At 71.6% G+C, this 15,084-nt stretch carries 11 protein-coding genes and 1 pseudogene; 6 read left to right on the top strand and 6 right to left on the bottom strand.

The annotated features are described in order from the left end of the window. Positions 1 to 4: 4 nt before the first annotated feature. Positions 5 to 2,287: a BTAD domain-containing putative transcriptional regulator gene (locus ACIBTX_RS10085; protein ID WP_396832333.1), complete on the bottom strand. Its 2,283-nt coding sequence runs from the start codon at positions 2,285 to 2,287 to the stop codon at positions 5 to 7. A 298-nt stretch (positions 2,288 to 2,585) separates the two neighbouring features. On the opposite strand from ACIBTX_RS10085, the gene ACIBTX_RS10090 reads away from it, so the two are divergent. After that, positions 2,586 to 3,707 carry a ThiF family adenylyltransferase gene (locus tag ACIBTX_RS10090; protein ID WP_357174041.1) on the top strand — a complete coding sequence of 374 codons (1,122 nt, stop codon included), beginning with the start codon at positions 2,586 to 2,588 and terminating at the stop codon, positions 3,705 to 3,707. After that, positions 3,704 to 4,879 carry a hypothetical protein gene (locus ACIBTX_RS10095; protein ID WP_396832334.1) on the top strand — a complete coding sequence of 392 codons (1,176 nt, stop codon included), beginning with the start codon at positions 3,704 to 3,706 and terminating at the stop codon, positions 4,877 to 4,879. Before ACIBTX_RS10090 ends, ACIBTX_RS10095 begins: the two co-directional genes overlap by 4 nt. Positions 4,880 to 4,927: 48 nt before the next feature. Here ACIBTX_RS10095 and ACIBTX_RS10100 read toward each other — a convergent pair whose 3' ends face one another. The 5 genes and pseudogenes from ACIBTX_RS10100 to ACIBTX_RS10120 form a co-directional block, all read right to left on the bottom strand. Next, a complete protein-coding gene (locus ACIBTX_RS10100; RefSeq protein ID WP_396832335.1) occupies positions 4,928 to 6,319 on the bottom strand; it encodes a nitrate/nitrite transporter in 1,392 nt (463 codons plus the stop codon). A 54-nt stretch (positions 6,320 to 6,373) separates the two neighbouring features. Continuing rightward, the gene (locus ACIBTX_RS10105; RefSeq protein WP_357134562.1) at positions 6,374 to 6,703 is read right to left on the bottom strand and encodes a Rieske (2Fe-2S) protein; all 330 of its coding nucleotides are present in this window, start codon (positions 6,701 to 6,703) and stop codon (positions 6,374 to 6,376) included. After that, positions 6,703 to 9,210, bottom strand: a complete 2,508-nt coding sequence (gene nirB / locus ACIBTX_RS10110) for a nitrite reductase large subunit NirB (RefSeq protein ID WP_357174037.1) — start codon at positions 9,208 to 9,210, stop codon at positions 6,703 to 6,705. Before nirB ends, ACIBTX_RS10105 begins: the two co-directional genes overlap by 1 nt. Continuing rightward, positions 9,210 to 9,464, bottom strand: coding sequence for a molybdopterin oxidoreductase (locus tag ACIBTX_RS10115; protein ID WP_396832336.1), 255 nt, complete (start codon positions 9,462 to 9,464; stop codon positions 9,210 to 9,212). The genes nirB and ACIBTX_RS10115 overlap by 1 nt, the downstream gene beginning before the upstream one ends. Positions 9,465 to 9,555: 91 nt before the next feature. Beyond that, positions 9,556 to 10,980, bottom strand: a pseudogene (locus tag ACIBTX_RS10120) (molybdopterin oxidoreductase family protein); the annotation flags it as partial. Positions 10,981 to 11,315: 335 nt separating this feature from the next. Here ACIBTX_RS10120 and ACIBTX_RS10125 point away from each other — a divergent pair. The 4 genes from ACIBTX_RS10125 to ACIBTX_RS10140 all read left to right on the top strand — a co-directional run bounded on the left by ACIBTX_RS10125 (position 11,316) and on the right by ACIBTX_RS10140 (position 15,082). Next, positions 11,316 to 11,888, top strand: a complete 573-nt coding sequence (locus ACIBTX_RS10125) for a sigma-70 family RNA polymerase sigma factor (RefSeq protein WP_357134557.1) — start codon at positions 11,316 to 11,318, stop codon at positions 11,886 to 11,888. After that, positions 11,885 to 13,027: a hypothetical protein gene (locus tag ACIBTX_RS10130; RefSeq protein ID WP_357174034.1), complete on the top strand. Its 1,143-nt coding sequence runs from the start codon at positions 11,885 to 11,887 to the stop codon at positions 13,025 to 13,027. The genes ACIBTX_RS10125 and ACIBTX_RS10130 overlap by 4 nt, the downstream gene beginning before the upstream one ends. Positions 13,028 to 13,167: 140 nt before the next feature. Beyond that, a complete protein-coding gene (locus ACIBTX_RS10135) occupies positions 13,168 to 13,602 on the top strand; it encodes a hypothetical protein (RefSeq protein ID WP_357174031.1) in 435 nt (144 codons plus the stop codon). 310 nt (positions 13,603 to 13,912) lie between these two features. Further along, positions 13,913 to 15,082, top strand: a complete 1,170-nt coding sequence (locus ACIBTX_RS10140) for a S8 family serine peptidase (RefSeq protein ID WP_357174028.1) — start codon at positions 13,913 to 13,915, stop codon at positions 15,080 to 15,082. Positions 15,083 to 15,084: the final 2 nt, after the last annotated feature.

Consider the following 15,084-nt stretch of genomic DNA (forward strand, 5'->3'; position numbering starts at 1 on the left):
ACGCCTACCCGGCCGTGTCGTCGCTGCCCACATAGAGGTCGAGGGCGCGGTGCAGGTGCTCCTGCGCGTCGTCGAGCCGCTGCAACCGCAGGTCGGTGTGGGCGAGGCTGAGGTGGGCGCCGGCACGCGCGGCCGGGACGCCGAGCCGGTCCGTGCACTCGAGCGCGGTCCGCCAGGCGACGGCGCGGTCGTACCAGTACCCACGGCGTTCCAGGTACGTGTCGAGGGCCCAGGCGAGCTGCCAGGCCTCCCGGTCGAGGCCGGACTCGGCGGCGAGGCGCAGCGTGGCGAGCAGGGCGGCGCGCTCGGCGTGGAACCACGCCGTCGCCTGGCGCGAATCCGCCAGGTGCTCCGGCGTGTCGGCGGCCGGCGGCGGGTCGAGCGGGAGCGCAATGGGGTCCCGCTGGGCGTGTACGAGCCGGTTCGCGGCGTGCGCGGCGTGCGTGTAGTGGCCGACCAGGCGCGACCGCGCGGCCCGCCGGTCGTCGGGGGCGACCTCCTCGGCGGCGTACGCGCGCAGGAGGTCGTGCAGGGCGTACCGGCCGGGCGCCGGTTCGGCGACCAGGTTGGCGCGGACCAGTTCGGCCAGCAGACCGCGGGTGGGGGACAGCGGTTGCCCGGCGAGGCTCGCCACGGCGTGCGCGCCGACGTCCGGGCCCGGGTGCAGGCTGATCAGGTGGAACAGCCGCCGCGCGTCGGCGCTCAGCGCGGCCTCGGACCAGGAGAAGACGGCGCGTACCCGGGTGGTCGGATCGCCGGCGTCGAGGGCGTCGAGGCGGCCGTGCACGTCGGCGAGCTCGGCGGCGATCGCGGTCAGCGGGAACGCGGTCTGCTGTGCGCGGGCGCAGACGATGGCGAGGGCGAGCGGCAGCCGCGCGCAGGCGGCGATGATCTGTTGCACGGCGGCTGGCTCGGCGACCACCCGGTCGACGCCCAGGCGGCGGGCCAGCAGGAGCCGGGCCTCGTCGGGATCGAGGACGCCGACGGCGAGCGGGTGGGCGCCGTGCGCGGTCACCAGGGGAGCGAGCCGGTCGCGGCTGGTGACCACGGTGGCCGACGTGGGTGCGCCGGGCAGCAGGAGCCGGACCTGGTCGGCGTCGCGGGCGTTGTCGAGCACGACGAGGATCCGCTTGCCGGCCAGCAGGCTGCGGTAGCGCGCCGCCTGCACGTCCGGGTCGGCGGGAATCCGCTCGGGCGGTAGGCCGAGGGATTCGAGCAGGCCGCGCAGCGCGGTGGCCGGCCGGACCGGCACCCCGCCGGGGTCGAAGCCGCGCAGGTCGGCGTAGAGCTGGCCGTCGGGAAACCGGTGGGCCACCTGGTGCGCCCAGTGCACGGCCAGGGTGGTCTTGCCGACCCCGGCGGTGCCGGAGACCACCGCGATCACGCCGCCGGTCGCCACCCCGGTGGGCTCGGCCAGCAGCTTGTCGAGGCCGGCCAGGGCGTCGGTGCGCCCCACGAAGCCGCGGACGTCGGTGGGCAGCTCCGCCGGCACCGGGGCCGGCGTACCGGCGGCCGGCGCGGCCCGGGGTTGCGGGGGAGCGCCCTGCAACAGCGCCTGGTGGAGCATCTGGAGGTTCGGTTCCGGGTCGACTCCGAGCGCTTCGGCCAGCCGGGTCCGCAGTGCGGCGTACTCCCGCAACGCGTCGGCGGTGCGCCCGAGCGCGTGCTGGGCCCGCATCAGCGCGGCGGTGAGCGACTCCACGAGCGGGTGTTCCGCCGTCAGCTCGGCCAGCGGCCCGATGGTGACGGCCGGGTTGTGCGCACCCAGCTCGGCGTCCGCCCACGCCACCACGGCGTCCAGGTGCTCCCGGGTCCAGCTCTCCCGCATCCGGGCGGCCCAGTCCCCGGCGATGCCGGCCAGCGGTACGCCCTGCCGCAGCCCGATCGCCGCGCGCAGGGTGGCCAGCCGTTCCCGGTCGTCAGCGATGTCCCCGGCGCGCAGCAGCAACCGACGGAACCGGTGCAGGTCGACCAGTTCCTCGTCGATCTCCAGCAGGTACCCGCCGGAGCGGTGTACGAGCGGCGGCGGGTCGGCGTCACCGGCCGCCTCGCGCAACACCTGCCGGATCCGGGTGACGTGCGCCCGCAGGCTGCCCCGTGCGTCGGCGGGGGCGTGCTCGCCCCACACCCGGTCGACCAGCGCGGCCTGTTCGACGACCCGGCCCGCGTCGACCAGCAACGCCGCCAACACCGCCCGCTGTCGCGGTGGCCCCGGGTCGACCGGTCGTGCCCCGGCGAGGACCTGCACCGGGCCGAGCAGACGGTATCCGACCGGTTTGGCGCGCACGTTCACCACGAGACCCGCACAGCATCAGCCACCTTCGGCATCGCAACGATTCCACAACGTACCGGCCCATCGTCGGTTGCCATTCTCTTCGTGCCCGACCGCAACGGCACCCCCGGGGGTCCGGAGGTGGTCGGTCGAGCCGAGAGGGGAGGGAGGCAGCCATGAAGATCGTCGTTCGCGCCGTGGAGTCGGTGAAGACCACGCAGTACCCCGATTCCTGATCAAGCCGGGTGGTCGGCCGTCGCTCGCCGGCGGCCGCCCACCCCGGTGAAACCATCCTCGGACCCGGAGGTTTGTCATGCGCGTCGGCCTCAAGCCCTGCGAGTGGGAGCGTGTCGGCGACGGTCTGGTCGTCGTCTGCGACCCGAGCCGCTCGGTGCAGCTCGACGACCCGGACGGCCAGGTGGAACGGCTGCTCACCGTACTGTCCAATCAGCCCGGAACGGTCGCCGAGCTACGTGCCGCCCTCGCCGCCGACGGGGTCGAGGTGAGCACCGACGACCTCAGTGGCGCCCTGGCGGCGCTCGACGGCCTTCGGTTGCTGCGGGACCTCGACCGGCACGTCGACCGCGCCCGGGTCGGCCGGGACTTCAGCAACCTCGCCTTCTTCGAGCTGTACGCGACCCTGGAGACCAGCGAGGCCGACCTGCAGCGGCGGGTGCGCGACGCCCACGTCCTGCAACTGGGCACCGGCGGGCTCGGCTCCAACGTGCTGCAGAACCTGGCCGGCCTCGGCGTCGGCCGGCTCACCCTGGTCGACGCCGACGAGGTGGAGCCGCGCAACCTCGCCCGGCAGTTCCTGTACCGGGAGGCGGACCTCGGCGCCACCAAGGTCGACCGCGCCGCCGACTGGGTGCGCGCCTTCCACTCCGGCATCACCGTCGAGGCGGTACGCCGCTGGATCGGCGGCCCCGACGACATCGCGGACCTGCTGCCCGGCGTCGACCTGGTGGTGTCCGGCGTCGACCAGGGCGAACGGATCGACAACTGGGTCAACGAGGCGTGCCTGCGCGCCGGGGTGCCCTGGATCCGGGGCGGCATGGTCGGCTCCCAGCTCATCTACTTCTCCGTCGATCCGGGCCGCAGTGCCTGCTACGAATGCCGGGTCCGCGCCTACGGCGATGGCCGGGACGTCCCGGCGTCGGTGCTGGAGCCGGCCGCCATGACCGCGCAACGGCTCAGCGCCCGCATCTCCCGCCTCAACCGGGCCAACGGGCCGTCGGCCGCGCTGGTCGGGTCCCTCGTGGCGTTCGAGGCGCTGCGCTACCTGACCGGCTACGAACCGCCGTACGCGGCGGGCGCCGAGGTGCTGGTGGACCTCTCGGCGGGCTGCCGACCCAGCCGCGAGCCGTGGCCACGCGACGCGGACTGCGCGATGTGCGCGACGGCCGGCGCCCGCACCGCCGCCACCGCGTCATGACCGACACCACGAGCACGGTACGACTGCGCCCGCTGACGGTCGTCGAGGAGGGCACTGACGTCCTCGTCGGCGACCCGGAGCGGGGCACCTACGTCGCGATGCCCGCGGTGGGTGGCGTCGTCATCCGGGCGCTGCTGGAGGGGGCCACGCTCGCCGAGGCCGCCGAACGGGGCGAGGCGTTCGCGGGCGAGCCGGTGGACCTGGACGACTTCGTCGCCGTCCTGACCGAGCTGGGGTTCGTGGACAGCGACCAGGCGCCCGTGCCGGTGCCGACCGCCGCCGTGCAGCAACGCTCCTGGACCGCCGGCCCTCCGGCGGCACTGGTTCGGCCGCTGTTCTCCCGGGTGGCGTGGGTGGTCTACGCCGCCGCCGCGATCGGGGTGGTGGCGTGCCTTCTGGTACGCCCGGACCTCTGGCCCCGACCGGCCGATCTCCTGCTCACCGGTGACGTCGGCACCAGCCTGCTGATCATGCTGCCGGTCACGTACGCCCTGGTCGCCGTGCACGAGGCGTGGCACTGGCTGGCCGCGCGCGCCCTGGACCTGCGGACCCGCTTCGGCATCGACCGGCGGTTGTTCTTCCTGGTCTTCGAGACCGACCTGTCGCAACTGTGGAGCGTGCCGCGCCGCCAACGCTACGGCCCACAGCTCGCCGGGCTGGCCGTCGACATGGTCCTGCTCGCGGCGTTACTGGTCGGGCAGCTCGTCCTCGGGCCGGTACGCCCGCTCCCGGCGCTGGTCTTCGTCCTGGTGGCCAGCACGCTCTGGCAGTGCATGATCTTCCTGCGCACCGACCTGTACGCCGTCCTGGTCACCGCGATCGGCTGCCGTGACCTGTGGCGGGTCAAGTCCCTGCTGCTGCGGCGGGCCTTCGGCCGGCTCGACGAGCGGCAGCGCGCCGAGCTGGACCGGGCCGACCCGCACGACGTGCGGGTGGGCACCTGGTTCCGCTGGGTCTGGCTCGCCGGGTGCCTGCTCGCCGCCGGCTACTTCGTGCTGTTCTACCTGCCGCTGCTGCGCTACGTCGCCACCTGGGCGGCCGAGGGGTTCGCCGCCGGGGTGGGCAGCGCGAGGCTGTGGTGGGGTCTGGTGACGGCCCTGCTGGTCTACGCGCCGATCGTGGCGACGCTGGTGCTGGCCGTCCGGGCGGTACGCACCCGAGCGGGTCGGTGAACCGACCGACAGCTCCGGTCGGGGCGACGACCGCCCGGGTCGTCGCCGTCAGACGCCCTGGAGCCGAGCGGACGACGGGCGCAGGTACACGAACCAGGTGATGACGAAGCAGATCGCGTAGAAGGCGATGAAGGCGATGTAGGCCGCATCCGCGGTCTGGTAGGTCAGGAACGACTGCCGGAAGGCAAGATTGACGAGGACTCCGCCGAACGCGCCGATGGCACCGGCGACGCCGATGAGCGCGCCGGAGAGGCGCCGCGCCTCGTGCTCCGCCGCCCGGTCGTGCGGGTCGGCCGCGCCGGCGGCGGTCAACTGCACACCGCACCTGGCCCGGAAGATCGCCGGGATCATCTTGTACGTCGAGCCGTTGCCGACGCCGCTGAACACGAAGAGTGCGATGAAGCCGACCAGGTACAACGGCAGCGAGCGTCGCTGGGAGGCGAGCAGGACGATCGAGGCGCCGACCGCCATCGCCACGAAGTTCACGAAGGTGACCCGGGCCCCGCCGAGCCGGTCGGCCAGGACACCGCCCACGGGACGGATGAGCGAGCCGAGCAGCGGTCCGAGGAACGTCAGGTACGCGGCCTTCACCGGGGTGTCGAAGGTGTCGGCGAACTGCACCTGAAGCACCTGGCCGAAGGCGAACCCGAAGCCGATGAACGACCCGAACGTGCCGATGTAGAGCAGGGACATGATCCAGGTGTGCGGTTCGCGGGTGACGTCGCGCATTGCCCGTTTCTCGTTGCGGGCATGGCTGAGGTTGTCCATGAACATCGCGGATCCGAGTGCGGCCAGCACGATCGCCGGAAGGTAGATGCCGGCGACGATGCCGGGACTGCCCGCCCCCAGAACCGCCAGCACGAACAGGCCGACGAGTTGGACCGCGGCGACGCCGAGGTTGCCGCCGCCGGCGTTGATGCCGAGCGCCCAGCCCTTGAGCCGGTCCGGGTAGAACGCGTTGATGTTCGCCATCGAGCTGGCGAAGTTTCCGCCGCCGACGCCGGCCAGCGCGGCGATGAGCAGCAGCGTCGAGTACGAGACGCCGGGCTGGATCAGGAGAGCGCCGAGCAGGCTCGGGATCAGCAGCAGCGACGCGCTGATGATCGTCCAGTTGCGGCCGCCGAACCGGGCCACGGCAAGGGTGTACGGGATCCGCAGCACCGACCCGACCAGCGCGGGCACGGCGGTGAGCAGGAATTTCCCGGCCGGGTCGATGCCGTACTGCGGCCCAAGGAAGAGCACCAGCACCGACCACATGGTCCAGATGGAGAAGCCGATGTGTTCCGAGTAGATCGAGAAGATCAGGTTGCGTCGGGCGATGCGGGATCCCCGGCGCTCCCAGAAGACGGGATCCTCGGGCCGCCAGTCGTCGATCCAGTGTCCGCGAAGGGTCAGGCTGCGCCGGTCCTGCTCGATGCTGCCGGGAACGGTCGTGGTCATGGTTCCTCCCGGTGAAGGTCGTCGGTCGGCTCGACACCCTGGTCGATCGGTCGCTCAGGTGGGCGGCAGGCCCACCACCAGGCGTCCGTCGGGGTCGGCACGGACCGGGTACACGGTGAGTGGGGACTGCCCGGTGGTTGAACAGCCGGTCGCCAGGTCGAAGCTGTTCTGATGCAGAGGGCAGACGACGACCTTCGTATCCACCAGGCCGTCCGCGAGCGGTCCGCCGGCGTGCGGGCAGACCGCCGACACCGCGCGGAGGCTGCCGTCACGCAGCCGGAAGACGGCGATCATGTCGGCCCCCACGGCGTAGGCGCGCCCCTCCCCGTGGGGGATCTCGTCCACCGGCCCGAGCCGGTGTTCCACGGCGACGAGCTTGGCCATCACGCCGGCCTCGCGGATGCCGGACCGGCGCCGTTGACCGGCACCTGGGGCAGGACCGCCAATGGCAGGGAGGTACGGAACTGCCCGGGAGTGACCGGGTCGCGCCGCTCCAGCCACGGGTCGCGGTAGGCGGCCACGGAGGCGTCCATGGTCGCGTCGAGCCGCGCCGCGATGCCGTCGCTGTCGTCGACGACCACGGCCCGGATGTGGTCGATGCCGAGCCGGGGAACCCACGCGTACGTGCGCTCCAACCAGTTCGCGCTCTCCCGGTAGTACTGCAGGAACCGGCCGGTCAGCGTGATGACCTCGGCGGGCGAGTCGACGACGGCGAGCAGGTCACCCTTGCGTACGTGGGCGCCGGCGGCCCCGCCGACGTAGATCTCCCACCGGCCGCCGTCGATGGCGACAACACCAAGATCTTTGACGTACGCCTCGGCGCAGTTGCGGGGGCAGCCGGTGACGGCGAGCTTCATCTTGCCGGGGCCCTCGATGCCCTTGAACCGGTCCTCGATCGCGATGCCGAGAGCGGTGGAGTCGCCGACGCCGAAGCGGCAGAAGTCGGAGCCGACGCAGGTCTTCACCGTCCGGAAGCTCTTGCCGTAGGCGTACCCGGACGGCATGTCGAGGTCCGCCCACACCCCCGGCAGGTCCTCCTTGCGGATGCCGAGCAGGTCGAGGCGCTGGCCGCCGGTGATCTTGACCAGGGGTACGGAGTACTTCTCGGCCACCTCGGCGATCCGCTTGAGCTGCGCCGGGGTGGTCACGCCGCCCTTGATCTGGGGGACGACCGAGAAGGTCCCGTCTCGCTGGATGTTGGCGTGCACCCGGTCGTTGATGAAGCGGGCGTCGCGTTCGTCGACGTACTCGTCGCCCCACATCATCTTCAACAGCGAGGCCAGGCCCATCTTGCTCTTCGCGTCCTCCGCGCCGCCGGGCACGAGGGTGGCGAACACCGCGGAGACGGATTTCAGGCCGTGTTCGCGGATCACCGCCATCAGCTCCGCCTTGGGCATCGGCACACCGGGGACATACCAGCTCGCGGCCGGGTCGTCCTCGACCTTGCCGTCAGCGGCCCACTCGACGATCTGGGCGACCAGGCCCTTGCACGACCCGCAGCCCTTGCCGGCACGGGTGGCGTCCATGACACCGGTGAGCGTCTTCACGCCGCCCTGCACGGTGTCGACCAGCGCCCGCTTGGTGACGCCGTTGCAGTTGCACACCTGCACGTCGTCGCCGAGCTCCGCGGCACTCACGTCCGCCGATGGTGCGCCGAGGTCGAACAACATCTCGACCCGCTCCTTCGGCAGGGCGAGCCCACGGTCGAAGGCCTGCACGAGGAACGCGACCTTCCGCACGTCGCCGAGGAGAGTCGCGCCGACAAGCCGGTCGTCGCGGATGATGATGCTCTTGTAGACGCCCTTGCGCGGCTCGGCGAAGACGACCGTCTCGTCGTCGTCCCGTTCCGCCTCCTTCAGGCCCATCGACGCGACGTCCACCCCCGCCACCTTGAGCTTCGTGGCCAGTCGAGAGCCGTGGTACGCCGCGTGCGGGTTCGCTCCGGTGATGTGGTCGGCGAGCACCCGAGCCTGCTCCCACAGCGGAGCCACCAGGCCGTACGTCTCGCCGCGGTGCTGGGCGCACTCGCCGACCGAGTAGATGTCGACCTCGTCCTGTACGCGCATCTGGTCGTCCACCACGATGCCCCGCTCCACCGGCAGCCCGCTGGTCGCGGCCACCTCGGCGTTCGCCCGGATGCCGGCGGCCACGACGACGACGTCGCAGGCGATGGTCCGGCCATCCTTGAGTTTGACCCCGGTCACGGCGTGCTTGCCGAGCACCTCGGTGGTGTGCGCGCCGAGGACGACCTCGATGCCGAGTCGCTCGATGCTGCGCCGCAGGATCGCGCCCGCCTGGGCGTCCAACTGGGCGTTCATCAGATGGTCGCCGGCGTGCACCAGGGTCACGTGGGGCAGGTGGTTCTGCAGGCCGCGCGCGGCCTCCAGACCGAGCAGACCGCCGCCGATCACCACCGCGCGCTCGTGCTCGCGGGCGTACCGGATCATGTTGCGGGTGTCGTCGATGGTGCGGAACGCGAACACGCCCTGGTGGTAGCCGCGTCCAGGGCGGTGGATGCCGGGAATCGGCGGGACGAACGCCCGGCTGCCGGTGGCGATGATCAGCTTGTCGTACGGCGTCTCGGTGCCGTCGTCCGCGTAGATCCGTCGGGCGAAGCGGTCGATGCGGGTGACCCGGGTGCCGGCGTGCAGGGTGATGCCGTTCTCGGCGTACCAGGAGAAGTCGTTGAGGAAGATGCCCGCCTCGTCGTCGGCACCGGCGAGCACGTTGGAGAGCATGATGCGGTTGTAGTTGCCGTACGGCTCCTCGCCGAACATCGTGATGGCGAACTGATCGCCCCCGCCGCGTTCGAGGATCTCCTCGACCGTGCGGGCGCCGGCCATCCCGTTGCCCACCACGACGAGGCGTCGGCGCTGGTCGACGACGTCCATCAGACCTCGACCAGACCCAGGTCGACGATCACGGTGCCGGACACCCCGGCGGGCGCCGCCACGTGTACCTCGATACTGGTGCCGGAGTCGAGGTCCTCGACCACCCGCAGGGGCACGTGGACGTCGGACTTGGCGCCGATCGGGAAGTACCGCATCGGCTGGCCGTCGCGCATGAGCAGGACACAGATCAGCTCAGCACTGGCATTGCCGCCGCGGAAGTAGACCGGCTGGGCCACGACGCCGCCCGGCACCACGTAGCTGAGCGTGCCGTCGACGAGGCCGGGCCGGTCGAGACCCTTGCCCTCAAAGCTGTAGACGCCTTGCAGGAAACGGGGAGTGGTGTGCAGTGCGGACCTGCGGCGGCGGTGACATGACCCGCTTACGGCGGATGACGCGCCCCTCGAGATTCGTCATCGTGCCGTCCTCCTCCGCCCACTGTGTCGTGGGCAGCACCACGTCGGCCATGGCTGCGGTCTCGGAGAGGAAGATGTCGGAGACGACGAGCAGGTCCAGCGCCCGCAGCCGGTCCATCACCCGGTTGGCGTGTGGCGCCGACACGGCGATGTTGCTGGCGAACACGAGCAGCACACGTACTCCGTCGTCGGTCCCGAGCCGGTCGAGCATCTCCCAGGCCGACCGGCCCGGCCGGGGCAGCTCGTCCGGGTCGATGCCCCAGACGGCCGCGACGTGTGCGCGCGCCGCAGGGTCGTCCAGGCGCCGGTAGCCGGGCAGTTGGTCGGCCTTCTGCCCATGCTCACGCCCACCCTGCCCGTTGCCCTGCCCGGTGATCGTGCCGTAGCCGGAAAAAGGCCGTCCGGGCAGTCCCAGGGCGAGGGCCAGATTGAGGTACGCCTGCGCCGTGTCAGTGCCGTTGCTGTGCTGCTCGGCGCCACGGGCGGTGAGCACCATCGCCGACGTGGCGGCCGCCAGCAGCCGTACCGTCTCCCGCAGGTCCCGTTCCGGTACCCCGGTCATCCGCTCCACCCGGTCCGGCCAGTACGCCGCGACGGTGGCCCGGACCGCGTCGAAGCCGCTCGTGCGGTCGCGTACGTACGTCTCGTCGACCAGGCCCTCGCGAATCGCGACGTGCAGCAGCCCATTCGCCAGTGCGAGGTCCGTGCCCGGCAGTGGCTGCAGGTGGAGATGAGCGCCGCCCGCGGTGGTCGTACGGCGGGGGTCGACGACGATGTGCCGGGCGCCGGCGGCCCGTCCGGCGTCGAAGTACTGCATCGACGGCGGCAGCGCGTCGGCCGGATTGGCACCGACCAACAGCACAGCCTGCGCCTGGGCGATGTCGGCCAGCGGGAACGGCAGGCCACGGTCGATCCCGAGGGATCGGTTCGAAGCGGTCGCCGCGGACGACATGCAGAACCGGCCGTTGTAGTCGATCGACGCCGACCGCAGCGCCACCCGGACGAACTTGCCCAGCGCGTACGCCTTCTCGTTGGTCAGCCCGCCGCCACCGAAGGCCCCGACGCTGTCCGGGCCGTACCGGTGCTGGCCGGCGCGGATGGCGTCGACGATACGGTCGAGGGCCTCGTCCCAGTCTGCCGGTCGCAACGGGCTGGTGCGATCGCCGGGATCCTTGCGGACGAGCGGGCTCAGCAGCCGGTCGCCGTGGTCGAGAAGCTCGGCGGCCGTCCATCCCTTGGCGCACAGCCCGCCCCTGTTGACCGGGAATTCGGTGGGCGCCAGCTGAGGCGGACCGTCGCCGATCGTCAGCGATACCCCGCACTGCATGGCGCAGTAGGGGCAGTGCGTATCGATCATGGACGATGCGCTCACCCGTCCGATGCTTGCCCGGCACTGTTTCCGATCCATGCCGAGGCCGTAACGCTCTGCGACCCTCGGGCTGCGTCATGGTCGTGGCTGTGGCTCGCCGTCCGCCACCTCTGTCCGGGCCGCCCGCCGGGAGGCTGCCGATGTGGGCTGGCAGCCGCGCCCCCGGGCACCGTCATCAAGATCCGCGCAACTTCGGGGATGCTGCTGCTTCCGCCGCGGCTGAGGCAACAACATCCCCGAAGGTGTGAGGATCTTGGCGCCTGAACACTTTTTCGCCGGATCGGCAATATCAGTGTGAAGCGCGGACTGTGCCGAGGAGGGCCATGGCTTCGGATGCGGATTTGATAGGCCGGTCGCTGGATGGCGATGTCGACGCCTTCGTCGAGGTGGTCGAGCGTCATGAGGCCGCCGTCGGTTCGTACCTCGTTCGCCGGGCGGGGCGGGATGCGGCTGAGGATCTCCTGGGCGAGGTGTGGGTTGCGGCGTTCGAGTCGCGGCGATCGTACGACCGGTCGTACAACGATGCGCGGCCGTGGCTGTACGGGGTGGCGTTGAACCGCTTGCGGCGCTACTGGCGGTCCCGGCCCGCCGAGGACCTGGTAGCGGACGTGCCGGACACGGCTACCGGGTGGGATCCGTGGTCGGCGGTGGACCTCGGGGTGGACGCCCGGGCGGTGCTCCGGTCCGCCCTGACGCGGCTCAAACCAGAAGAGCGGGAGGTCCTGAGGCTCGTCGCCTGGGAGGACCTGACGGCAGCCGACGCCGCGCGGGCACTCGGCATACCGGCCGGCACCGCGCGGCGGCTGCTGAGCCAGGCCAGGACGGCATTGCGCGACGCGCCCGGGGTGTCCGCGCTTCTGAAGGACCGCAACAGCGCGAAGGAGAGACACCGATGACCGACGAGCTCGATCTGGTCGGTGCGTTGGGCAGCGCGGAACCACTACGCCCGGAGGCGTATCAGCGGGCGCGGGCGGTGCTGCGGGCGGCCATGGCCGACCCCGCAACCGTGCGGCTGGGCGCGATATCAGCGGAGGACACGACTGTGGAGGCACCTTCAACCATGCGAACGACGACAACCACGCGGGACGACGCATCCAGCCCGGCGCTTCAGCGCCGCCGCCGGATCGGTATCGCGGGCCGATGGGGTATCGGCGCCGGGGTGGGGGTTGCCGCCGCGGCGGCGGTCGTCGCTGTGGTGCTCAACTCCTCGGCGACCGGAGGCACCGAGGCCAGCCAGGCTTCGTCGGCCGCCACCTCGGGCTCGACCACCGCCGACGGGTCCGCTGAGCGCGCGCCACTGATGACCCTGGCCGGTTCCATCAAGACGGTCACCCCGCCGGCCGGCGACGCGTGGCTGGTGAAGGCGACGCAGGTCAACGGCACCAAGACCATGCAGGTCGTCTACACGCTGTACACCGACCGTCACGAGATCTATACCGGCAGCAGCGTGAAGGACATCAAGCGTGCGATCGCCCGTCACCAGGACCAGATGACGGACGGCGGCTACGCACCGCTGCTCAAGGCAGCCGTCGCCGCAGCGGACAGCAGCCCGGCCGACGGCCGGACCCAGATGCTCAAGGCAGCCAAGGATCCGCTGGTGGGCCTCGACCCCGCAGCGCAGCAGGCGGCGTGGGACAAGCAGCAGGCGGACGCCCAGGTGATCATCAAGCAGAAGGGCGGCCACGCCAAGCCGAAGCCGTACAGCCCGCAGGCCGTTCAGCGGCACTTCGACAACGCCCTGTGGACGTACAGCACCCAAGCGCTGTCCGCTGGCGACGGCAACACCCAGGTCCGGGCCGGTGTGCTACGTTTGCTGTCCACCATCCCCGCGGTCAGCGTCGAGAACTCCACCACCCAGGGCAGGGCCACGTTGACGATCACCGCCGGCCCCGAGGTGTTCGGCGGCGAGGGCAGCGAGGTGCTGACCGTTGACGCCACGACCGGCATGCTGGTCAAGGACGTATCCACCGTGCCGGGCCTACCCCGGGCCTCCACGACGTACGAATCCTCCCGCGTGACGAAGGCCCGCCTCTAGGCCGGGGACTTCCACCCACCAGCATCCCGGCACGGGCGTAACGCGCCCAGCGTTCGGTCGATGGTGCGGGCCGCCTTCAGGCGGCTCGCACCGTCGTTCGGTTGTTCGCACGGCCGGTGCCCGACTGCGATGATCGACGCGTGACGTACATTCCGGACCTGGCGCCCTATGACTACTACCCGGGCGCCCCGGACGCCATTGCCGTCGGTTGGCTGGATTCGAGCATGCCCTTCACCGAAGGAGCGTGCCCGCGAGACGTTCGAGATCGCCTGGCGCGGCTCGGCGCTGAACCAGTGCGGCTCATGCGGGGGTACCACTACTGCCAGTTCTGCCCGGGAGCGGCCGAGCCTCTGCGCCTGATTCGGGCCGACATCCGCCTTCCCGAAGCTCCCGATGTCGCGCGCGGAAACGGCGAGATCTGGCTCACCGCCGTGGACGGGACGAACTTCGCCGCACCGGCCCTGATCGGCCACTACGTCGAAGAGCATCGCTACCTGCCACCTGATGCCTTCATCGAGGCGGTTCGGACCGGGGTCCCCACCCCTGTCACCAACGTCCATGGACAGAACACCTAGCGGGGATCCGGCTTCTGCCGTATTCGGTTGGCAGGTGTGGGGCACCTCAAGGTCGGACTTCAGCCCGGCGGGGGCGTCCCGCGCCGACGCCGCAGGCGCAGGCCCATCCGTGATAAGGGAGCGGGTTGATCCCCGAGATACACGTCGGATGGCTATCGTCGATGCGCCGGCCGGGCCATTGGCTGCGGCAGCGGAACGTGCTCAACTGGGCTGGTGACCACCGACCCGCGCCGCGCGCGGGGCGGCCCTGAGCGAGTCGGCTGTAGTACCGGGAGGACAGGTGTCGCGCCCCCCTTACCGTCCTGACGTCGTGCTCGTGCCGGCGTGGGTGGTGGAGCGCCCGGAGACGGTCGAGCGACTCAACGGGCTGCTGGCCGAGGCCGGTTTGGGCCGGCCGTTGTCCCCGCCGGCCGCCCCCACACCGCCCGCTGTCGACCTGGTCGAACTGCCCGTTCAGGGTGACCCGTTGGCCGTGGCCCGGGCCAGCCGCCGACTGGCCGGCCGATCCGACGCCGACGCCGACGTGCCGGAGTGTCTGCCCGACTACGAGTGCACGGCCGCCACCGTGGAGGACGACGCCCGGGTGGAGGCGAATCTCTACCCGTACTTCGGGGCCAGCGGCTGCAAGAGCGGGCACGGGACCATCGCCTGGCTCGCGGCGCCCGAGCACGTGATGCCGCCGAAGCCCGCCCGGCGCCCGGCCAGCCAGTTTCCGGCCGGGCGACCCGTGGTGGCGCTGCTCGACACCGGGGTACGCGAGCACGACTGGCTGGCCGAGGCCGGCGGCGAGCCGTACTGGGAGGAGGCGCAGGGATGGACGCCGCCGCGCGCCATTCCGGCGGTTGCCGGGCAGGAGAGCCGCAGCGAGGAGACAGAGCAGCCGGACTTCGGTAGTCATTGGGGGCACGGGACCTTCCTCGCCGGACTGGTCCGCCTTGAGGCGCCCGACGCGCGGATCCTCTCGTTGCGGGTAATGAGCGACGCCGGTCGGGTCAGCGACCTGAACGCGGCGCACGCGATGAACTGGCTGGCGGACCGGGTCGACGACGGTCAGCGGGTCGACGTCGTGCTGACCGCGTTCGGCCGTCCGGGTGCCGGTGAGGACGAAGAGTTGGAGCCCGTCCGCCAGGCGCTCAAACGGTTGGCGGACCGGGGCGTTCCGGTGGTCGCCTCGGCCGGTAACGACGGTACGGACAGCCCGGTCTATCCGGCTGCCTTCGCGGCCGACCCGACTCTTACGGTGATCAGCGTCGGGGCCCAGGCCTCGCCGACCACCCGGGCGCGATACAGCAACCACGGGGTGTGGGTGCGCCAGTGGCGCGAGGGCACCAACACGGTGAGCCTCATGCCCTTGTCCACGGCGCCGGTCACCGCGCTGGGCGCGTACGCCTACTGGAGCGGTACGTCGTTCGCGGCGGCCCGGTACGCGGGTCAGCTCGCCCAGAGGCTGGCGCCGGCTCCCGTGCGGCTGCCGGACTGACG

Source organism: Micromonospora sp. NPDC049359 (genome assembly GCF_044466585.1).
In the GTDB taxonomy this organism is placed as follows: Bacteria; Actinomycetota; Actinomycetes; order Mycobacteriales; family Micromonosporaceae; genus Micromonospora.